11 protein-coding genes, 1 tRNA gene and 1 pseudogene are annotated in these 21,792 nt (G+C 70.3%); 3 read left to right on the top strand and 10 right to left on the bottom strand.

The annotated features are described in order from the left end of the window. The first annotated feature begins 5 nt into the window (after positions 1 to 5). The 3 genes and pseudogenes from ACZ4WS_RS24280 to ACZ4WS_RS24270 all read left to right on the top strand — a co-directional run. A complete protein-coding gene (locus tag ACZ4WS_RS24280; protein WP_467983494.1) occupies positions 6 to 959 on the top strand; it encodes a protein phosphatase 2C domain-containing protein in 954 nt (317 codons plus the stop codon). After that, complete coding sequence (locus ACZ4WS_RS24275; RefSeq protein ID WP_467983306.1) at positions 956 to 2,905, top strand: LppU/SCO3897 family protein; 1,950 nt, start codon at positions 956 to 958, stop codon at positions 2,903 to 2,905. Before ACZ4WS_RS24280 ends, ACZ4WS_RS24275 begins: the two co-directional genes overlap by 4 nt. A 224-nt stretch (positions 2,906 to 3,129) precedes the next feature. Then, positions 3,130 to 4,165: pseudogene (locus ACZ4WS_RS24270) on the top strand (tyrosine-type recombinase/integrase); the annotation flags it as partial. A 47-nt stretch (positions 4,166 to 4,212) separates the two neighbouring features. Here ACZ4WS_RS24270 and ACZ4WS_RS24265 read toward each other — a convergent pair. From ACZ4WS_RS24265 to ACZ4WS_RS24220, 10 genes are all read right to left on the bottom strand, one after another. Beyond that, a tRNA-Thr gene (locus tag ACZ4WS_RS24265) sits at positions 4,213 to 4,286 on the bottom strand. A gap of 107 nt (positions 4,287 to 4,393) precedes the next feature. Continuing rightward, positions 4,394 to 6,070: an alpha/beta hydrolase gene (locus tag ACZ4WS_RS24260; protein ID WP_467983305.1), complete on the bottom strand. Its 1,677-nt coding sequence runs from the start codon at positions 6,068 to 6,070 to the stop codon at positions 4,394 to 4,396. A gap of 121 nt (positions 6,071 to 6,191) precedes the next feature. Next, on the bottom strand, positions 6,192 to 7,397 hold the full coding sequence (locus ACZ4WS_RS24255; RefSeq protein WP_467983304.1) for a DNA polymerase III subunit delta': 1,206 nt from the start codon (positions 7,395 to 7,397) through the stop codon (positions 6,192 to 6,194). A gap of 215 nt (positions 7,398 to 7,612) precedes the next feature. Further along, positions 7,613 to 10,936: a dTMP kinase gene (gene tmk, locus ACZ4WS_RS24250; protein ID WP_467983303.1), complete on the bottom strand. Its 3,324-nt coding sequence runs from the start codon at positions 10,934 to 10,936 to the stop codon at positions 7,613 to 7,615. 135 nt (positions 10,937 to 11,071) lie between these two features. After that, positions 11,072 to 13,885, bottom strand: a complete 2,814-nt coding sequence (gene topA, locus ACZ4WS_RS24245) for a type I DNA topoisomerase (protein WP_467983302.1) — start codon at positions 13,883 to 13,885, stop codon at positions 11,072 to 11,074. Between the two features lie 236 nt (positions 13,886 to 14,121). Further along, positions 14,122 to 14,319: a hypothetical protein gene (locus ACZ4WS_RS24240; RefSeq protein WP_467983301.1), complete on the bottom strand. Its 198-nt coding sequence runs from the start codon at positions 14,317 to 14,319 to the stop codon at positions 14,122 to 14,124. Positions 14,320 to 14,416: 97 nt separating this feature from the next. Beyond that, a complete protein-coding gene (locus tag ACZ4WS_RS24235) occupies positions 14,417 to 16,576 on the bottom strand; it encodes a serine/threonine-protein kinase (RefSeq protein WP_467983300.1) in 2,160 nt (719 codons plus the stop codon). Between the two features lie 181 nt (positions 16,577 to 16,757). Continuing rightward, positions 16,758 to 18,278, bottom strand: a complete 1,521-nt coding sequence (locus tag ACZ4WS_RS24230; RefSeq protein WP_467983299.1) for a DUF7059 domain-containing protein — start codon at positions 18,276 to 18,278, stop codon at positions 16,758 to 16,760. Between the two features lie 136 nt (positions 18,279 to 18,414). Further along, positions 18,415 to 19,005 carry a small secreted protein gene (locus ACZ4WS_RS24225; RefSeq protein ID WP_467983298.1) on the bottom strand — a complete coding sequence of 197 codons (591 nt, stop codon included), beginning with the start codon at positions 19,003 to 19,005 and terminating at the stop codon, positions 18,415 to 18,417. A 205-nt stretch (positions 19,006 to 19,210) separates the two neighbouring features. Continuing rightward, on the bottom strand, positions 19,211 to 21,616 hold the full coding sequence (locus ACZ4WS_RS24220; RefSeq protein ID WP_467983297.1) for a sodium-translocating pyrophosphatase: 2,406 nt from the start codon (positions 21,614 to 21,616) through the stop codon (positions 19,211 to 19,213). Positions 21,617 to 21,792 lie beyond the last annotated feature (176 nt).

Here is a 21,792-nt window from a genome sequence, read left to right as displayed (position 1 = left end):
TGAACATGACCCCGGAGAACGCCTTCGCGCCCGCTGGGACACAGAAGGCATCGGTCCCGGCGCACCCCACGCACCCCGCGCCCTGGCACCGGATCGTGATCGGAACCCCGGGGCCGGAGTTCGAGGCGCTGCCCCCTGGCCAGTACGACTTCGACTTCCCGGACACCGAATGCGACGGCTGGTCGACCACGGAGCTGGCCATGCGGTTCGCCTCGGTGCGCGGTGCCAAGCACCGCTACTACCGGCAACCGCGGCAGGACGCCGCACGAGCGGCGGTACACACCGCCACCGGCAGCATCGTCTTCGCGGTCGCCGACGGCGTTTCCAGTGCGTCCAGTTCCGAGCAGGGCGCCGTAGCGGCCTGCCAGGCAGCCCTGGATCGGCTGCTCCACCTGCTCGACCAGCCTGGAGAACCCATCGACCTGCGTGACGTGGCATGCCACGCGGCCGATCGACTGCGTGAGCTGACGCGGTGGCGCCTCGTCGGACGGGACCCGGAGTTCAGCGAGGTGGCCGGCCTGTACGCGACGACGCTCGTGGCGGGCGTGGTCCGCCCTCAACCCGGCGGGCCTCTGGTCGAGCTGTGCCGCATCGGGGACTCGGGAGCATGGACCCTGGACCGCTCGCGCGGACAGTTCCTGCCCCTGTTCCCCACCAAGACGGGGTCGGACGTCCTCCTGGTGTCCAGCACGGTGACGCCTCTGCCTCATGTGCCCGATCCGCTCGAGCAGACCAGCAGGCGCCTGTCCTCCCACGAGGCGCTGCTGATCGGAACCGACGGCTTCGCCGACCCGCTCGGCGACGGCGACGGCCAGGTCGGCTCCCTCTTCGCCCGTCACCTCGCGCACCCACCGCCGCCCCTGTGGTTCGCGCACCTGCTGGACTTCTCCCGGGAGACCTTCGACGACGACAGGACCCTGCTGACGATCTGGCCCACGACACCTGAGGGGCAGTGGTGAACTCCCCGCGAACCCCCATGGTCGAACATCACAAGCTCACCCTGGGAAAGCAGTTGGGCCAGGGCGGCCAGGGCACGGTCTACGAGGTCACGAACCGGAAGATCAACGAGGCGGCGGGCGACGGCTGGGACGTGGTCTACAAGGAGTACGGTCCTGCCGTACTGCCCGCCCTGCGCGCGGACGCGCTCGCGTCGAGAGCCGAGCTGATCGGCGGGTTGAACGCGGCGGACGCCAAGTGGCTGTGCGAGAGGACCGCTTGGCCCGCGGCCGTGGTCCAACGTCAGGGGCACACCTGCGGGTTCCTCATGCGGGCCGTTCCCGAGCGCTTCCGGTTCGCGTTCCAGAACCTCGGCGGAGCGAGCGGAACCCAGCGACTCGCCAACATGGAGTATCTCCTCAACGACGACGCCTACGTGGCCGGCATCGGCCTGACCATCAGCAGCCGGGACCGTCTCGCCATCCTGGGCGACCTGGCCACGACGCTCAGTCGGCTCCACCGCCTCGGCATCACCGTCGGAGACCTCTCCCCGAAGAACCTGCTGTTCGCCACCGCCCCGCACACTGAGTGCTTCCTCATCGACGCCGATGCCATGCGTCTTCGGGGCGCCACCGTCCTCCCCCAGGCCGAGACTCCCGACTGGCAGATCCCCGACGGAGAGGAGAAGGCGACCTGCGCCAGCGACGTCTACAAGCTCGCCCTGCTCGCCGTACGCCTCATCGCCCGTGACCAGACCGCCACCGACCCCGCCGCCCTGGCACCCGTCGGCCCAGCACTCGTCGACCTGGCCCGCAGCAGCCTCGGTCCCGACCCGACCAGGCGTCCGACTCCGGCTCTGTGGGCGGAAACCCTCGCAGCCGCCGCCACAACAGCATCGACCGCTCCGGCATCGGCGCCGGCAGGACCCGGCCCCGGGGCAGCGTCGGCGCCGGTTCGACAAACCCGGCGAACGCAGCGAACCCGGCGCGCTCCGGGCAGCCCCCTGCCGGGAGGGGCCGCCCCGGGCAGGAAGCCAGCCAAAGCCAAAACCGGAGCCGGCTTCGCCGCGACCGTCGCAGTTGTGCTCATCGCGCTCTTCGCTCTCGCCGCCACACACTCCAACCAGGCCGATTCCGGGACGACTTCCGGATCGGCTACCCCGGCTGCGTCCGATTTCCCGACCGTGCCCGACTCCCTACCCACCGACCCCGCGTCCACGGATCCCGATCCCATAGACCCCGACCCCACGACCTCCGAACCCGATACGCCGTCAGAATCCCCGACTCCCGACGACATCGCCGACGCCGAGGTCGGGTCCTGTTTTTACGACAACGGGACCACCGGCCACGCCGACCTCGTCGCGACCGACTGCACGGACGGGGCGTTCAAGGTCGTACGCATCTACTCGGACACGACCGACCGGTCCAGCTGTGACAACGTCACAGACAACGACGAAAGCGTGTCCTCCGTACACAACGCCCGCGTGCTGTGCCTGAGCTATCAGAGTCCCGGCGGCACCGCCTACCACGCGGACCAGGGTGACTGCGTCTACGGCTCCAGCGGAACCGGCTCATGGAGCACCCAAACCTGTCGGACCGGGAACTTCAAGGTCCTGGCCGCCTACAGAGGTACCAGCGACGACTCGAAGTGCACCTCCTGGCCGCACTACAACGAGTGGAAGCACTTCGGCGTCGCAGCCGACTCAGGACTGGACGTACTGCTCTGCCTGTCCATGAACTACCCCGACGATGCCGGATACGCGACGCAGAACGAATGCCTCCTCAAGTCCGGCAGCAACCAGGACGTGACCTTCACCAACGTCGGCTCCTGCGCCGCCTCGAACGTGGTGGTCACCGGACGCACCAGTCAGTACCACGCCGACGCCTTCTGCGGAAGCTATGGCTGGACCACGTGGAAGCCCCCGGACTATCCGTCACTCGCCTACACAGTGTGCTGGAGACCGAAGTAGGTCCCCGGCCGCATCGTGCGCACCAACCACAGCAGCACGCACACCTCGGGCGAACCCTGCCGGAAGATAACGGCGTTGAGCCTTAGCAGGGTGGACGCCATCCGCTTTCCGAATGTGATCGCTTGGTTTGGGCTCGGCGGGCAGGAACCCCGGCTGGTGCGGAGAGATGGGGTGCTTCGTCCGCTCGCGTAATCTTCACGGTCGATGGCGACGAACCGCTCGGGCTGCAACCCGAGCATCTGGAGCGGATGTACCGGGCCATGCTCGACGCCGGGCACGCTCCCTCGCATGTGGTGAAGGTGCATCGCATCTTGTCGCGTGCGCTGAAGATTGCCCATCGCCGGCGCATCGTCGCGGAGAACGTGGCCACCCTCGTGGACCCCCCGAGTGTGGACGAGATGGAGGCCAATCCGTTCACCAAGGAAGAGGCCAAGGCGTTCCTCGAAGCAGCCGCGAAGCGTCCCACCTCCATGCGGTGGATCGTGGGCGTCGGCATGGGGTTCCGACAGAGGGAGACCCTCGGTCTGCGGTGGTCGTACGTAGACCTGGAGGCGGAGCTGTTCCGTCCCGAGTGGCAGCTTCAGCGCCTCACCTGGCGCCACGGCTGCGGCGAGGCTCACGCCTGCGGCGCGCGCCTTCATCGCTTCGAGCCCTGCCCACCGGGCTGCACCACTCACAAGGGCTACAAGCGCGGCTGCCCGAAGCCTTGCACCAAGACATGCACGAGCCATGCGAGCGCATGTCCGCAGCGCAGGGGCGGCGGTCTCGTCTTCACGCGCCCCAAGACGAAGAAGAGCCGGAACGCCGTCCCGATTCCACCCGTCTTCATTCCCTTCCTTCACGACCACAAGGCCCGGCAGGAGGCAATGCGGGCCGCCGGTGGGGAACTGTGGCAGGAGTACGACGTCGTGTTCTCACGGCCGGATGGGCGCCCGCTTGACCCACGCGCCGACTACGAAGAGTTCAAGGAACTGCTCGAGGAAGCGGGTATCGACGACCGCCGCCTGTACGACGGAAGCCGTCACACGGCCGGCACGATCCTGTAACGAGTTGGGCGTGGACATGCCCACGATCATGGAGATCAGTCAGACCCGGCGGTACGTGAAGGGGCGCTCCCACCTGTCGAAGGACGCCATGAGGCGTATGGGCGAGTTCTTCGTCCCCGCGCACCCGGAGCCGGATCCTGGCCCCGCTGAGACCAGAACTGAGACCGCCAACACTCGCGCGGCCCGCTCACGACGGCGGCGCCGAATCCAATAAAAGCAAAAGCCCCAGATCACGGCGAGTGAGTTCTGGGGCTTCTACAGAGCCGCCTTCGGGATTCGAACCCGAGACCTACGCATTACGAGTGCGTTGCTCTGGCCATCTGAGCTAAGGCGGCGCGCCGTCCGCACTATGGTGCGATCAGCAACGCGGGTAAGTCTACACAGTTTCCGGGGGTGCTCCGTACAGGCCCCGAGGCCGGGGGTCCCGGGGCCCGCGTCAGGGCTATGAGCAGCGCTTTCCCTCGGCTGGGGGGGTGCCCTCGAGCAGGTAGCGGTTGATCGCGGAGTCGATGCAGTGGCTGCCGCGGCCGTAGGCGGTGTGGCCGTCGCCGACGTAGGTGAGGAGGGTGCCGGAGGAGAGCTGGGAGTCCAGCGACTGGGCCCAGGGGTAGGGGGTGGCGGGGTCGCGGGTGGTGCCGACCACGAGGATCGGGGCCGCACCCTTCGCCTCGATGCGGTGGGGCTCGCCCGTCGGCTTCACCGGCCAGTACGCGCAGTTCAGGGAGGCCCAGGCCAGGCCGTCGCCGAAGACGGGGGACGCCTTCTCGAAGGCGGGGAGGGCTTTCTCCACCTGGTCGGGGGTGGAGAAGGCGGCCGGGAGGTCGAGGCAGTTCACGGCGGCGTTGGCGTACATCAGGTTCGCGTACTTGCCGTCGGCGCCGCGCTCGTAGTAGCTGTCGGAGAGGGCGAGCAGGCCCGCGCCGTCCTTCTCCTTCATCGCCGAGGTAAGGGCCTCGCGCAGCTGCGGCCAGGCCGCCTCGTCGTACATCGCCGCGATCACGCCCGTCGTCGCGAGCGCCTCGCCGAGCTTGCGGCCGTCCGCGTCGCCCGCCGGGATCGGGGCCGCGTCGAGCTGCTTGAAGAAGGCGCTGAGGTTCTTGCCCACCTGGTCCGTGCTCGTGCCCGCGCCGCCCAGCGGGCAGTCGCTCTGGCGTACGCAGTCCTTCGCGAAGGACTGGAAGGCCGTCTCGAAGCCCGCCGTCTGGTTCTCGCTCAGCTTGCGGGCGGTGAGCGACGGGTCCATCGCGCCGTCCAGAACCATGCGGCCCACCCGGTCCGGAAAGAGCCCGGCGTACGTCGCTCCGAGGAACGTTCCGTACGACGCCCCGACGTACGTCAGCTTCTTGTCGCCCAGCACGGCGCGCAGAATGTCCATGTCGCGGGCCGCCTCCACCGTGGAGACATGCCGGAGCAGGTCGGGCGACCGGTGGCCGCAGCCCTCGGCGAAGTCCTTGTAGGCGTCGACCAGTTCCCCCGTCTCCTTCTTGTCGTCCGGTGTGATGTCCGTCTGCGTGTACGTGTCCATCTGACGGCCGGTGAGGCACTCGACCGGCTCGCTGCGGGCCACGCCGCGCGGGTCGACCGCGACCATGTCGTAGCGGGCGCGGACCTCCGCCGGGTAGCCGATGCCCGCGTACGACTGCAGGTAGCCGACCGCCGAGCCGCCCGGACCTCCGGGGTTGACCAGCAGCGAGCCGAGGCGCTCGCCGGGGCCCGTGGCCTTCTTGCGGGCGACGGCCAGCCTGATGTCGCCCGAGGCCGGCTTGGCGTAGTCGAGCGGCACCTTCATCGTGGCGCACTCGAAGCCGGAGACCCCGCAGGTGCGCCAGGTCAGCTTCTGCCCGTAGTACGGCGCCAGCGTCGACGGTGTGGAACGCGGCAGCGCGGCCAGCGCCGCGTCCGTCGCCGATGCCGTCGTCGATGTCGTCGTCGATGTCGTCGTCGAACTCCCGGAGGAACAGGCGGAGATGAGCAGCGCCGTGGCGGCCAGCAGCACGCCGCTCGCACGGAGGGGCCGGACCGTACAGAGGGTCCGGACCTTACGGAGGGTTCGGGGCGGCCAAGGGGAACGGGTCGGCCGGAGGGACCGGGTCGGCCGAAGGGTGCGCCTGATGTGCATCCCGCGAGCGTAACCTTGCGCGATCAATTGATCACCTTCAGTCGCGGATGCGCCTCGTACGAGTGACGTCGTCAACCCGTCATGCCGGTCAGGCCGGTTACTCCCGGAGCCATGGGCCCGCTCACCCCGCCCGCAGCGCCATCGTCATCGCCTCCACCGCGAGCAGCGGGGCCACATTGCGGTCGAGTGCCTCACGGCACGCGGCGATCGCGTCGATCCGGCGCAGGGTCGCCTCCGGCGAGCTGCCACGGGCCAGGCGCTCCAGGGTGTCCTCGGCCTCCGTGTTGGCGAGGGCCACACGGGAACCGAGCTGGAGGGCGAGGACGTCGCGGTAGAACCCGGTGAGGTCGATCAGGGCCAGGTCCAGGCTGTCGCGCTGCGTACGCGTTCTTCGGCGCTTCTGCCGGTCCTCCAGCTCCTTCATGACGCCCGCGGTGCCGCGCGGCATGCGGCCGCCCTGGGCCGCACCGAGAGCAGCCTTCAGCTCCTCGGTCTCCTTCACGTCGACTTCCTCGGCGAGCTGCTTGGCGTCCTCCGAGGCCGTGTCGATCAGCTCCTGGGCCGCCTTGAGGCAGCCGCCGATGTCGTCGACCCGGAGCGGGAGCTTGAGGACGGCGGCCCGGCGCGCACGGGCGTTCGGGTCCGTGGCGAGGCGGCGAGCCCGCCCGATGTGGCCCTGCGTGGCGCGGGCGGCGGCGGCCGCGACATCGGGCTCGATGCCGTCACGGCGTACGAGGATGTCGGCGACCGCGTGCACCGGCGGAGTGCGGAGGGTGAGCAGGCGGCAGCGGGAGCGGATGGTGGGCAGGACGTCCTCGATGGACGGGGCGCAGAGAAGCCAGACCGTGCGGGGGGCGGGCTCCTCGACGGCCTTCAGAAGGACGTTGCCCGCGCCCTCCGTGAGACGGTCCGCGTCCTCCAGCACAATGACCTGCCAGCGGCCGGTCGCCGGGGACATCTGTGCGCGGCGGACCAGGTCGCGGGTCTCCTTCACACCGATGGAGAGAAGGTCGGTGCGGACGATCTGCACATCGGCGTGGGTGCCGATCAGGCTGGTGTGGCAGCCGTCGCAGAAGCCGCAGCCGGGGACTCCGCCCAGCGCGCGGTCGGGGCTGACGCACTGGAGCGCCGCCGCGAACGCCCGCGCCGCCGTGGAGCGGCCCGAGCCGGGCGGGCCCGTGAACAGCCAGGCGTGCGTCATCTTGGACGCCTCGGGGAGCGGAGTGTCCGCGGCGACCGCCGTGACGAGGGCGTCCGCGTCCCGGGCAGCGGCGGCGAGCTGCCCGCTCACCTTCTCCTGGCCCACCAGGTCGTCCCACACGGGCATGGGGCACCGCCCTTTCGTCGCACTTTGCCTTGCTGCGTCCATTGTGCGGGTCGCCACTGACAACGGGCCCCGAACGGGGTGAGCGGCGGCCACCGCTCTGGGATGCAGCCGTCGCCCTGAGGTTCAGCGGTGGCGCCTGCCCCTGACAACGGCACCGGCGCCGGCCGCCCCTTCCGGTGGCGGCCACCGCCACCGGAATCGACGGCCGCCGGGATTCAGCGGCGGCGCCCGCCCCGCCCGTCGTCCCAGCCGTCCTCGTCCTCGCGCGGGCCCAGCAGTTCGTCCGCGAGGGTCGGGAGGTCGTCGAGCGGGGTCTCCTCCGCCCAGTCGGAGCGGGGACGACGACGCGGCGTGCCCTCGTCGTCGACCTGGGGCAGCTCGCGCGTACGGTCACTGGCCCCGTCGGCCCCCGGCGCCGGGCGCTCGTCACGGAAGAAGCCCGGGGGCACCCGGTCCGCGGGATCACCGGCGGGGGCACCCGTGGGAGCACCCACGCCCCCGTCCCGTACCGGCGGCAGTACAGCCGTCTCATCGGCCGCACCCGGCACCACGGGCGGCAGCACCGCCGTCTCGTCCGCCGCACCCGGCACCACGGGCGGCAGCACCGCCGTCTGGTCCGCCCCGCCCTCCGGCACAGGGGGCTTCGGCAGCTGCGCCGTCACCTCCGTGTCGGAGCGGGAGCCGGAACGCGACTCGGAACGAGAACCGGCCGCCCGGCCCTCACCAGCCCGCACCGGCGGCAGCACCGCGGTCTCGTCCGCCGGTCCGCCCGAAGCGTTCGAAGGCGTCACGACCGGCGTGGGCACCGTCGTCTCGTTGTCGGGCACGGAACCGGCCGAGGAACCCACCGATGATCCCACCGATGAACCTGCCGAAGAGCCCGCCGAGGGCCCCGCGCCCACCGACCCCGAAGCGGTCACCGCACCCGCGGCCTGAGCAGAAGCCGCGGCGGCAGCAGCCGCCGCCTCCGCGGCCGCCCGCCGAGCCTCCTCGGCCCGCAGCAGCGCGTCCTCGGCCTTCCGCTGCTTCTCCAGGCGTCGTGCCTCCGCCTCGGCCCGCAGCCGTGCCTCTTCCTCGGCCTGCCTGCGCCGACGCTCCTCCTCGGCGGCCAGGGCCTTCTCCTCCGCGAGCCTGCGAACCCGCTCCTCCTCGGCGCGGCGGCGGGCCTCCTCGGCGCGCTGCCTGGCCTCCTCCGCCTGCCGCTCGGCCTCGCGCCGCTGGGCCTCCTCCAGCTCGCGCTGCTTGCGCTCCTCTTCCTCGGCACGCAACCGGGCGAGCTGCTCCTGGCGCTCGCGCTCCAGCCGCTCCTCCTCGGCCTTGCGCGCGGCCTCTTCCTCGGCCTTGCGCTTGGCCTCCTCCTCCGCCGCCTTGCGGGCCTCCTCCTGGGCCTTCACCTCTGCCTCGGAGAGGGGCAGCATCACGTCGAGCCGGTGCCGGATGACCGTGGTGACCGCCTCGGGCTCCTGCGCGGCGTCGACGACCAGGTACCGGCCCGGGTCGGCGGCGGCGAGCGTCAGGAAACCGGACCGCACGCGCGTGTGGAACTCGACGGGCTCCGACTCCAGCCGGTCCGGCGCCTCCGTGAACCGCTCGCGGGCCGCCTCCGGCGAGACGTCCAGGAGCACGGTGAGGTGCGGCACCAGTCCGTTCGTCGCCCACCGGTTGATGCGGGCGATCTCGGTCGGCGACAGATCACGCCCGGCACCCTGGTAGGCCACCGAGGAGTCGATGTAGCGGTCGGAGATCACGACGGCACCCCGCTCCAGCGCGGGCCGCACCACCGTGTCGACATGCTCCGCGCGGTCGGCGGCGTACAGCAGCGCCTCCGCGCGGTGCGAGAGGCCCGCCGACGACACGTCCAGCAGGATCGACCGCAGCCGCTTGCCCACCGGCGTGGCACCCGGCTCGCGCGTCACCACGACCTCGTGGCCCTTCGCGCGAATCCATTCGGCGAGCGCCTCCGCCTGCGTCGACTTCCCGGCCCCGTCACCGCCCTCCAGGGCGATGAAGAAACCGGTAGGCGTGGCCGCCTGCACCGGGTCGTCGCCGCCGCGCAGGGCGTCCCGCAGGTCGTGCCGCAGCGGCACCCCGGAGCGGTCGTCGACCTTGGCGAGCACCAGCGCGGCGACCGGCAACAGCAGCGCGCCGACCAGCATCAGCGTGAAGGCGGCGCCGCCGTGCGCGAACACGAACTTGCCGTTCTCCAGACGGTGCGGACCGATCGCGGCGGCCACCAGGGGCGCCACCAGCGCACCGAGTGCCACGAACACGCGTACGACCGCTTGCAGATGCTCGGTCGTCCGCGCCCGTCGGTAGTCCTCGGCCTCCTGGTCGAGCAGCGCGTGCCCGGTGTTCGCCGCGACACCCGCGCCGATGCCCGCGAAACCGAGGATCAGCAGCACGCTGGTGACGTCCGGGACGAGCCCTCCGGCCAGCAGCGCGATCCCGGTGAAGGCGATCGCCAGCGCGAGCAGCCTGCGCCGCGACAGCGACGGCAACACCGAAGGGGCCGTACGGATGCCGATGCCGACACCCCCGGTCAGCGCGAGAACGAGCAGCCCGTACGTCACCGGTCCGCCGCCCAGGTCCTTGCCGTGCAGCACGGAGACGGCGACGGCGGCCGAGATCGCCCCGGCGACCGCCGCGCAGGCCACGACAAGCAGGGGAATCGCGCCAGTACGGCCCTTGTCGACGCCGGTGCCCGTCTTGGGGCGGCGCAGTCCCTCGAGGGGCGAGCGCGCACGCGGGGTGCGCGCGTCGGGCAGTTCGAGGAACGTGAGCACCGACAGCGAGGCGGCGAACAGACCGGCCGCGACGTACGAGGCGAGCGCCGCCTGGTGCTGGGCGAACCAGTCGATCCCGGCACCCAGGAGGTTGTTGACGAGCGACACGACGACGAGCGCGGCGGCCGCGAGCGGCACCGCCAGGAATCCCGTACGCAGCGACAGGCGCCGCAGCGCGTCCATGTGGTCCGGCAGCGGCCGCACCGTGGCGCCCTCCAGCGGCGGCGCGGGCAGCAGCGCGGGCGCCGCGCTCTCCCGGCACACCGTCCAGAACCGCTCGGCGACCCCGGTGACGAAGACGATGACGAGGAGGACGGCGAGTGCGTTGTCCGGGGTCCAGTCGATCCACAGCGGCGCGACGATCAGGAGCGCGGCCCGCAGGCCGTCCGCCCCGACCATCGTCCAGCGCCGGTCGAGCAGCCCCTCCTGGGAGGTCAGCGACGTGAGCGGCCCGAGGAGTACGGCCCCGAAGAGCAGCGTCGCCAGAACGCGTGCCCCGAAGACGGCCGCCACGGCGAGGGCCACTCCGCGGTAGCCACCGCCGAAGGAGCCCTCGGAGATCGCCGCCTGGAGTGCGAGGACGACCAGGACGAACAGGGCCAGGGCGTCGCCGACACCTCCCACCAGCTGTGCGCTCCACAGTCGCTTCAACTGTGGCTGGCGCAGCAGGGCGCGGACGGCGCGCTCCCGGGAATCTGCGACCAGGGCGTCGTCGGGGGCCGGGGTGTGGGCCGTTGGCTGCTCGGCTCGCGTCATCCTGACAGCCTATCCGGACCCACTGACTCCCCGAAGGGGCGGCCGAACATACGGACGCCCCCACACCGGATGGTGTAGGGGCGCACGCGCGTCGGGCACCTGAGCCGCGGAAGCCTCAGCCGGGCTCCGCCTGGCTCAGCCCTCCGAAGCCGCCGTCTTCTTGGCAGCGGTCTTCTTGGCGGGTGCCTTCTTTGCGGCCGTCTTCGAAGTCGTCGTCTTCTTGGCGGCCGTTTTCTTGGCAGGGGCCTTCTTGGCGGGCGCCTTCTTGGCCGCCGCCTTCTTCGCGGTCTTCTTGGCCGGGCCCTTGGCGCGCTTCTCGGCGAGCAGCTCGAAGCCGCGCTCCGGGGTGATGTCCTCGACGCTGTCGCCGGAGCGCAGGGTCGCGTTGGTCTCGCCGTCGGTGACGTACGGCCCGAAGCGGCCGTCCTTGACGACGACGGGCTTCCCGGAGACCGGGTCCTCGCCCAGCTCCTTCAGCGGCGGCTTGGCGGCCGCGCGCCCGCGCTGCTTGGGCTGCGAGTAGATCTCCAGCGACTCTTCGAGGGTGATGGTGAAGAGCTGGTCCTCGGAGGTGAGCGAGCGGGAGTCCGTGCCCTTCTTCAGGTACGGCCCGTAGCGCCCGTTCTGCGCGGTGATCTCCACGCCTTCGGCGTCCTTGCCGACGACGCGCGGCAGGGACATCAGCTTGAGGGCGTCCTCAAGGGTCACCGTGTCGAGCGACATCGACTTGAACAGCGAGGCCGTGCGCGGCTTGACGGCGTTCTTGCCCGTCTTCGGAGTGCCCTCGGGGAGCACCTCGGTGACGTACGGGCCGTAGCGGCCGTCCCTCGCGATGATCTGGTGGCCCGACTCCGGGTCGGTACCGAGCTCGAAGTCGCCGCTCGGCTTGGCGAGCAGCTCCTCCGAGAGCTCGACGCTCAGCTCGTCCGGGGCCAGATCCTCGGGCACGTCGGCGCGCTGGTGGTTCTCGGAGTCCTTCTCGCCGCGCTCGATGTACGGGCCGTAGCGACCCACCCGGAGCACGATGTCGTTGCCGACGGGGAAGGACGACACCTCACGGGCGTCGATCGCGCCCAGGTCGGTGACGAGCTCCTTGAGGCCGCCCAGGTGGTCGCCGTCGCCGTTCCCGGCCTCGGCGGCACCGGTGGCCTCGCCCTCGCCGAAGTAGAACCGCTTCAGCCACGGCACGGCCTGCGCCTCGCCGCGCGCGATGCGGTCGAGGTCGTCCTCCATCTTGGCGGTGAAGTCGTAGTCGACGAGCCGCCCGAAGTGCTTCTCCAGGAGGTTGACCACGGCGAAGGACAGGAAGGACGGCACGAGGGCCGTGCCCTTCTTGAAGACGTATCCGCGGTCGAGGATCGTGCCGATGATCGACGCGTAGGTCGACGGGCGGCCGATCTCGCGCTCTTCGAGCTCCTTGACCAGGCTGGCCTCGGTGTAGCGGGCCGGGGGCTTGGTGGCGTGGCCGTCGACGGTGATCTCGTCGGCGGACAGCGGGTCGCCCTGGTTGACCTGCGGCAGTCGGCGCTCGCGGTCGTCGAGCTCCGCGTTCGGGTCGTCCGCGCCTTCGACGTACGCCTTCAGGAAGCCGTGGAAGGTGATCGTCTTGCCGGACGCGCTGAACTCGACGTCACGGCCGTCGGCGGCCGTGCCACCGATCTTCACCGTGACGGAGTTACCGGTCGCGTCCTTCATCTGGGAGGCGACGGTCCGCTTCCAGATCAGCTCGTAGAGCTTGAACTGGTCGCCGGTCAGACCCGTCTCGGCCGGGGTGCGGAAACGATCACCCGAGGGGCGGATCGCCTCGTGCGCCTCCTGCGCGTTCTTGACCTTCCCGGCGTACGTGCGCGGCTGCGCCGGCAGGTAGTCGGCGCCGTACAGCTGCGTGACCTGGGCACGGGCGGCGTTGATCGCCGTGTCCGAGAGGGTCGTGGAGTCCGTACGCATGTAGGTGATGAAGCCGTTCTCGTACAGCTTCTGCGCCACCTGCATGGTCGCCTTCGCGCCGAAGCCGAGCTTGCGCGAGGCCTCCTGCTGGAGCGTCGTCGTACGGAACGGCGCGTACGGCGAGCGGCGGTAGGGCTTGGACTCGACCGAGCGGACCGAGAAGTCCGTGTTCTCCAGGGCGGCGGCGAGCGCGCGGGCGTTCGCCTCGTCCAGGTGGAGCGTGTTGGCGCCCTTGATCTGGCCCAGCGAGTCGAAGTCGCGGCCCTGGGCGACGCGCTTGCCGTCGACGGTCGCCAGGCGCGCGACCAGGGACGACGGGTCGCTCGAGTCGCCGGCGCGGCCGGTGCCGAAGGTGCCCGTCAGGTCCCAGTACTCGGCGGAGCGGAAGGCGATGCGCTCGCGCTCCCGCTCGACGACGAGGCGGGTCGCCACGGACTGGACACGGCCGGCCGACAGGCGCGGCATGACCTTCTTCCACAGGACCGGCGAGACCTCGTAGCCGTAGAGGCGGTCGAGGATGCGGCGCGTCTCCTGGGCGTCGACCATGCGCTGGTTGAGGTCGCGCGGGTTGGCGACGGCCTCGCGGATCGCGTCCTTGGTGATCTCGTGGAAGACCATCCGCTTGACCGGCACCTTGGGCTTCAGCACCTCCAGGAGGTGCCACGCGATGGCCTCGCCCTCGCGGTCCTCATCGGTGGCGAGGAAGAGTTCGTCGGAGTCCTTCAGCAGGTCCTTGAGCTTCTTGACCTGGGCCTTCTTGTCAGCGTTGACCACGTAGATCGGCTGGAAGTCATGCTCGACGTCCACGCCGAGGCGGCGCACCTCGCCGGTGTACTTCTCCGGCACCTCCGCGGCGCCGTTGGGGAGGTCGCGGATGTGCCCGACGCTCGCTTCGACGACATAGCCGGGGCCGAGATAGCCCTTGATCGTCTTCGCCTTGGCAGGCGACTCGACGATGACGAGTCGGCGGCCGCCGTGTGCGGTGTCGCTGGTCGGGGACAACTTCGCTCTTCTCTCCGGTCGACGCGGGGATCTCCCCACGGGCCTGGTCCCGGGGGTCGGGTCGTGCTGACGCTGCGGAGTGTGACGGTACATCCCGCCCCCGTGTCAAACGGGAAAAGCCCGCAACGGCCACTCGAACGGTAACCCGACTACCGCCATTCCTGCCGCCCGGAGTGCCCACCAGCCCTTTCCGGGCCATCCGGAGCGTGACCTCCCAGTTACCGGAGCCGCTGCCCTCACGCGCGCGTAAAGCACCACATCCCGAGGAGCAGCGCACCGGTTCCGGCGGCGCTCGCGAGGGTCGCCGATGCGACGCGGTTCACACCGTCGGCGACGGGCTCGCCCTGCCGCAGCCGGACCGCCGTCCAGGCCAGCAGCCCGCCTCCGAACAGGGCGAACACCGTCCCCGCGAAGATCGCCGGTCCGCTTTCCATGGGTCTGTCCTTCCGCCCGCAGTCCTGAGGGTCGGGAGGCTGACATGCCCGGGAAGCGGGCATGCGAACCCCGGGTGAACGCAGGGCGGACAGCCGCTCATACAGCGCCGGGCGCCGGTATCTTCCCGCTCGTCTCCGAGTCGTCGACCTGGCTGACCGTGCACACCACTGTGTTGAATCCGTGGTTCCAGCTGTCCTTGTTGGGCGTGTAGCCGTAGACCATGCGGTCCGTGCCCGGCGCCCAAGTCGACTCGAATTTATTGCCGCAGAGCTTCGTCGCCTGATCGAGGCCCTTGTCATAAGTCATGGTCGTCGGAGCCTTGACGGTGCCGACCATCTGATCGGTGTGCGGCTCGTCGCAGTCGACCAGCGTGGCCGTGTAGCTGTCCCCCGCCGCGTCCTCCTTGTACATCCAGCAGTCGCCGTTGCTCATCTGACCAACCCGCAGCGCCGTCCCGGCGTCACGGAAGCGGCCCACTTCGCCACCGATCGCGGCATGCTTGCCGAGTACGAGACATGCCGTACTTCGATCGGCCGTGCCGAACCCGTCCTTCGTCGGCATCAGCGCGTAGACGCCCGCGTCGGGCAGCGCCTCGGCGATCGCCTTGCCCTGCTGCTCGCAGCGCTGCGCGCCCTGCGCCTGGGCATCGGCGTAGTCGGTCGCCGAGTCGACGGCCACGACCTGGCCGTCCGGGAATTCCGTGCAGTCCACGACGCCCAGGTTGGGTGCCGACTTGAACGGCTCCCCCGCCGACCAGGACGCGGTGACGCAGTCTCCGGCCTGCAACGGCTTGTCGAGCCCCACCTGTTCGCCGTACGGAAGCACAGGTCCGGTGGGCTGCTTCGTCGTCTCCGCCGGGCTCGACGGAGTCGTCTTCTTCCCCGCCGTGTCCCCGCCGCCACCCGTCAGCGAGACGGCCGCCCAGGCACCGCCGCCGATCACCAGGACGGCGGCGACGGCGATCGCGACCAGCGCGCCGCCGGGAAGCCCACGACGCCCGCCCTGGGGTCCGGAGGGCCCGCCCTGATACGGCGGAGGAGCGCCCCCGCTCACCTGCGTAGGGGCACCGCTGTGCGGGTACGGCGGGGTGGGCTCGCTCGCGTAGGGATTCCAGGCGTCGTACGGACCCCGGGGGCCGGGCTGCCGCCAGGCGTCGTACGCCGAAGGGCCACCCGGTGTCGCGGCGGGCGGGCCCAAGGGCGTACTGCCCGGTGTGGCGGGGCCGACCGGTGGCATACCTGCCGGGGTGTGCGGCGTCTGCGGGGTCTGGGGTGTGTGCGGCGTGTGGGCCGCCTGATGCGGCGGAGTACCGCCGGGTGTCGGCGGCGAGAGCGGCGCCCCCATCATCGGCGGCGGAGTCTGCGGCGGCCCGAACCCCGGGCTCGCCGCCCCCTGCACGACCCGCTCCAGACCCCGCGACACCGCTTCCGGAGCGAACCGGCGCACGGGATCCTTGACGAGCAACCCCTGGAGCACGGGTGTCAGTTCACCGGCTCGCACCGGAGGCGTGGGCTCCTCGCTCAGCAGGGCCGTCAGCGTGGCGTAGTCCCCGTGGCGGTCGAAGGGGCCGCGGCCCTCGACGGTCGCATACAGCGTGGCGCCGAGCGAGAACATGTCGGCGGCCGGCGTCGGCGGCTCGCCGCGGGCCCGCTCCGGCGCGAGATAGCCGGGCGTGCCGAGAATGCCCGCGGTCGCCGTGAGCCGGGGCTCACGGGACTCGGGCTGCAGCGCGATCCCGTAGTCGGTGAGCAGCACGCGCGCGTACGGGTCGCCCGAAGCGTCCGGCGCCAGAAGGATGTTGGCCGGTTTCACATCCCTGTGGAGGATCCCGATCCGGTGTCCGGCGGCGAGCGCGTCGAGGACGGCGAGCCCGATCCGGGCCGTCTGCGCGGGCGCCAGCGGCCCCGACCGCCGTACGACCGCCTGGAGATCGACCGCGTCCGGCACGTACTCCATGACGATCCACGGCAGCCCGTCGTGGACCACCACGTCGTGCACGGTGGCCACATGGGGATGTCCGCGCAGCCGCGCGGCGTTCCGTGCCTCGCTGCGCGCCCGTGCGATGCGCTGTGCGGGCTCGCTCGCGTCCATCGGCACGTCCGGCAGGGCGATCTCCTTCATGGAGACCTCGCAGGCCAACTCCGCGTCGTACGCGAGCCAGACCCGGCCCATGCCGCCCGCACCGAGCGTGCGCAGCAGCCGGTACCGCCCGCCGATGATCCTGCCTTCGCCCTGATCCGGCGTGTCCCCCACCATGGTGCCTCCCCCGAGACAGCGCGCCTCCCCCGAGGACGCGTGGATTCTGTCTCTTGAAAGGTAGCTTCGCAGGCACCACTGACAGGAGCCCTTTTGCGGACCAATCCCGTCAGACCGGACACATGTGGCCCAGCGGTGCGAATGCGCCCCAGCAGCTACACCGAAGAGGCGCTCGAACGCGTCATACGGCGGGCTCCAGGAACCCCTGCTCGACAAGAACCCGGATCTGCGAGGGCGTCCGGTCCCGCAGCAACACCGGATCTTCGCCGACCAGTTGGGCGATGGCATCGAGAATCCGGCCCGCGCTCAGCGTGCCGTCGCACACGCCCGCGAAGCCCGCGCCGACGGTGTCCACCTTGGTGGCCCGGCGCATCCCGCGGTGCTGGCGCAGCACCACGTGCTCCGGGTCCTCGGCGCCGGGCAGTCCGACCTGCTCCTGGACGACCTCGGCCACGAGCTTGAAGTGCCCGGCAAGCAGGGCCGCGTCGTCGTGCGCCCGCAGATAGTCGACGCGGGCGAAGTGCGCGCGCACGGTCTCGCCCAGCGGCTGCTCCACGGGGTGCGGCCATTCCTCGATCGTGATCGAAGGCCGGTCGGCCGCCGCCTTGCGCAGGGTGATCCAGCCGAAGCCGACCACCTTCACCTTGCGCGCCTCGAACTCGTCCAGCCACGCGTCGTACCGCGCCTGGTACTCGGTGGGATCGCTGCGGTGGTCGCCCGCGTCGCGCAGCCACAACTCGGCGTACTGCGTGACGTCCTGGACCTCGCGCTGCACGATCCACGCGTCGCAGCCGCGCGGCACCCAGGAGCGCAGCCGGTCCTGCCAGTCCTCACCCTCCACGTGCTGCCAGTTGGCCAGGAACTGCGCGACCCCCCCTTCGTTCAGCCGATCGCCCGCCTCCTGAACGAGCGTGCGGCACAGATCGTCCCCGCCCATTCCACCGTCCCGGTACGTGAGTCGGGCGCCCGGTGAGATCACGAAGGGCGGGTTCGAGACGATCAGGTCGTACGTCTCGTCGTCCGCGACCGGCTCGAAGAGGGAGCCCTCGCGCAGGTCGGCCGCCGGGGCGCCGGAGAGCGCGAGGGTGAGCGCGGTGATGTGCAGCGCGCGCGGGTTGAGGTCGGTCGCGGTCACGCGCGTGGCGTGCTGCGCGGCGTGCAGGGCCTGGATCCCGGAACCGGTGCCGAGGTCGAGCGCGGAGTCCACGGGCATGCGGACGGTGATGCCTGCGAGGGTCATGGAGGCTCCGCCCACGCCGAGTACGACGCCCTCCTCCCGGCTGCCGATGCCGCCCGCGCCGCCGACGGCGCATCCCAGGTCGGACACGATGAACCAGTCCTCGCCCTCGGGCCCGCCGTACGGCCGGATGTCCACCGTCGCGGCGACCTCGTCCCCGCCCACCCGGGTCAGCCAGCCGCTCTCCAGACAGTCCTCGACCGGCAGAACGTCCGCCACGCGCGCGTGCGGCACGGGCTGCTGCAACAGGAACAGCCGTACGAGCGTCTCCAGCGGCGTGTCCCCACGGGTCGCCCGGAGCGCGGGCACGGTCTCACTGCGCGCCAGCGCCGCGTACGCGGGGGCGCCGAGCAGATCGAGCAGGCCGTCGGCGGTGAAGGAGGCGCCGAGCAGGGCGTCCCGCAGCCGAGCGGAGACGTCGGCACGATCGGACGAGGGCAACGGTGACAGGCTGGTGTTACTCACTCCTCCATTGTGTCCGCTCCCGCCGACAGTGGGGCGTACCCCTGTGGACAACACACGCCGAGGGCCCGGCACGCACGCGTACCGGGCCCTCTTTCGGTTGACCGAACGATCGCGCTCCCAGGGACTCCCCCAGGGATCAGCTCTTCGTCGCCGCAGGCGAGGCGGACGCGGACTTGCAGCTCTCCTGGTTCGACATCGCCTTGCCCACATCCCCCTCCTCAAGCTTCTTCAGCGCGTCGTTCCCGCTCTGGCTCAGCTTGTCGAGCTGGGTCGCGATGCCCTTGAGGCCGTCCGCGAACTTGGCCTGGTCCTTGGTGTCGAGCCCGTCGACCTGCTTCTTCAGGTCGGCGTACGACGAGGAGATGTCGTTGAGCTCCTTGACCGCGTTGGTCTGCTTCGTCTCGCCGTCGCTGACGTCCGGGGCGCCCGCCTTGTCGACGGCGGCGCCGATCGCCTTGTAGGCGTCGGACATGTCCTGGAAGGCCTGCGCGTCCGTCTTCTGGACGTCTTCCGGTGTGCTGTTGTCCGAGGTCTCCTTCTGGATCGCGGCGTTGGCGGCCGCGATCTTCTTGGCCTGCGGCTGCACCGCGTCGCAGACCTGCTTGGCCCAGGAGTTCAGCTTGTCGTTGTTGTTGTCGCTGCTGCATCCCGACAGCGCCAGTACCAGTACCGCACCGCCGGACAGTGCGGCCGCGAGCTTCTTGTTCACCGGATTGGTCCCTTCCATGGCTCTCGGCCCCGGAACATACACGCCAAGTGGGCGACAACCGCATGCCGAACGTCCGTTAAGACACCTATTGAAGCCATTTGCACCAAGCGAGAGAAGGCTCACGAAGAAGGTGTGAACACACACAGGGCGGGCGGGCGGCGCGTCAATACGCGCCGTCCGCCCGCCCATTGGCCAGTACCTGACCAGGCGTTGGACCTGAGAGCTACGAAACCACCGCGGGGTCGGGTGACTTGGCCACCCGTTCCGCGTTGTCGTCGTCACCCACGGCGATCCCGCGCCGCTTGGAGATGTACACCGCGCCCACGATCACGAGGATCGCGAGGACGGCGATGAGCACCCGTGCACCCACGTTCTTGTCGTCGCCGTACGAGAACTTGACGACCGCGGGAGCGATCAGCAGTGCCACCAGGTTCATCACCTTCAGCAGTGGGTTGATCGCGGGTCCCGCGGTGTCCTTGAAGGGGTCGCCGACGGTGTCGCCGATCACCGTCGCGGCGTGGGCCTCGCTGCCCTTGCCGCCGTGGTGGCCGTCCTCGACGAGCTTCTTCGCGTTGTCCCACGCACCGCCGGAGTTGGCGAGGAAGACCGCCATCAGCGTGCCGGTGCCGATCGCGCCCGCGAGGAACGAACCGAGCGCGCCGACCCCGAGCGTGAACCCGATCGCGATCGGGGTGAGGACGGCGAGCAGGCCGGGCGTGGCCAGTTCGCGCAGCGCGTCCTTGGTGCAGATGTCGACGACGCGTCCGTACTCGGGCTTCTCGGTGTAGTCCATGATCCCGGGGTGCTCGCGGAACTGCCGCCGCACCTCGTAGACCACGGCCCCCGCGGACCGCGAGACCGCGTTGATCGCCAGACCCGAGAAGAGGAAGACGACCGCTGCGCCCACGATGAGGCCCACCAGGTTGTTGGGCTGCGAGATGTCCATCATCAGGTTCATCGGCGCGCCCGCACCGGAGACCTTCTCGCCGACGTCGTGTGCCGCCGTCGTGATCGCGTCGCGGTACGAGCCGAACAGCGCCGAGGCGGCGAGGACGGCCGTGGCGATGGCGATGCCCTTGGTGATGGCCTTGGTGGTGTTGCCGACGGCATCCAGGTCGGTGAGCACCTGAGCGCCCGCGCCCGTGACGTCACCGGACATCTCGGCGATACCCTGCGCGTTGTCGGAGACCGGGCCGAAGGTGTCCATGGCGACGATGACGCCGACCGTGGTGAGCAGGCCGGTTCCGGCGAGCGCCACCGCGAAGAGCGCCAGCATGATCGACGTACCGCCGAGCAGGAAGGCCCCGTACACGCCGAGGCCGATCAACAAGGCGGTGTAGACGGCCGATTCGAGACCCACGGAGATACCGGCGAGGATGACGGTGGCCGCGCCGGTGAGCGAGGTCTTGCCGATGTCCCGTACGGGCCGGCGGGTGGTCTCGGTGAAGTAGCCGGTCAGCTGCTGGATCAGCGCGGCCAGCACGATGCCGATCGCCACGGCCACGAGCGCGAGGATCCGCGGGTCGCCGCCCTTGGCCTTGATCGCCGCGTCCGTGACCCCGTTCAGATCGCCGTACGTCGACGGCAGGTAGATGAAGACGGCCGCGGCCACCAGCGCCAGCGAGATCACCGCGGAGATGAAGAAGCCGCGGTTGATCGCGGACATGCCGCTGCGGTCGGAGCGCTTGGGCGCCACCGCGAAGATACCGACCATCGCGGTGAGTACGCCGATCGCGGGCACGATCAGCGGGAACGCGAGCCCGGAGTCGCCGAACGCCGCCTTGCCTAGGATCAGCGCGGCGACCAGCGTCACGGCGTACGACTCGAAGAGGTCGGCCGCCATCCCCGCGCAGTCGCCGACGTTGTCGCCCACGTTGTCGGCGATGGTCGCGGCATTGCGCGGATCGTCCTCCGGAATGCCCTGCTCGACCTTGCCGACCAGGTCGGCGCCGACGTCGGCGGCCTTGGTGAAGATGCCACCGCCGACACGCATGAACATGGCGATCAGTGCGGCCCCGAGGCCGAAGCCCTCCAGGACCTTCGGCGCGTCGGCCGCGTACACCAGCACCACACAGGAGGCGCCCAGCAGACCGAGCCCCACCGTGAACATGCCGACGACGCCGCCCGTGCGGAAAGCGATCTTCATGGCTTTGTGCGAGACGGTGGTGAGATCCTTTTCGGGCTCACCCTCCGCCGGGGTCGCTTCCCTTGCCGCGGCGGCCACGCGGACATTGCTCCGTACGGCGAGCCACATACCGGTATAACCGGTGGTCGCCGAGAACGCCGCGCCGATCAAGAAGAAGATCGATCGGCCGGCGCGCTGATTCCAGTCGTCCGCGGGCAGCAGCATGAGCAGGAAGAACACCACGATGGCGAATACGCCGAGCGTGCGCATCTGCCGTCCCAGGTAGGCATTCGCGCCTTCCTGGATCGCCGTCGCGATCTTCTTCATGCTGTCGGTGCCCTCGCCCGCCGCGAGCACTTGTCGTACCAGAACCCCGGCGACCGCCAGAGCGGCCAGGGCGACGACGCCGATGACCATCACGATCAGGCGGTTGTCGTCGGTCAGTACTGCGGATGCGAAGGTTGTGGGCTGGTCAAACTGATGAGGGGTAGAAAGCCCCGCCATTCGTCCTCCTTGACGCCTGTGCTGAGCTCAAGATGTGGACGGATTGTAGGTACCGGAACCTGATCAAAACAGTGCTCGGTAAACGGAATTGGCCTTCACATGCTCTTCAGCAAAAGATCGACGGGTATCCATGGAACCCGAAAGAGGTAATGCCCTAAAAGCGTTGACGCTTGATC

It is taken from the genome of Streptomyces sp. NPDC029292 (assembly GCF_055569295.1).
Note: the sequence above shows the minus strand (reverse complement) of the source record. Positions and strands in the feature narration are given on the sequence as shown.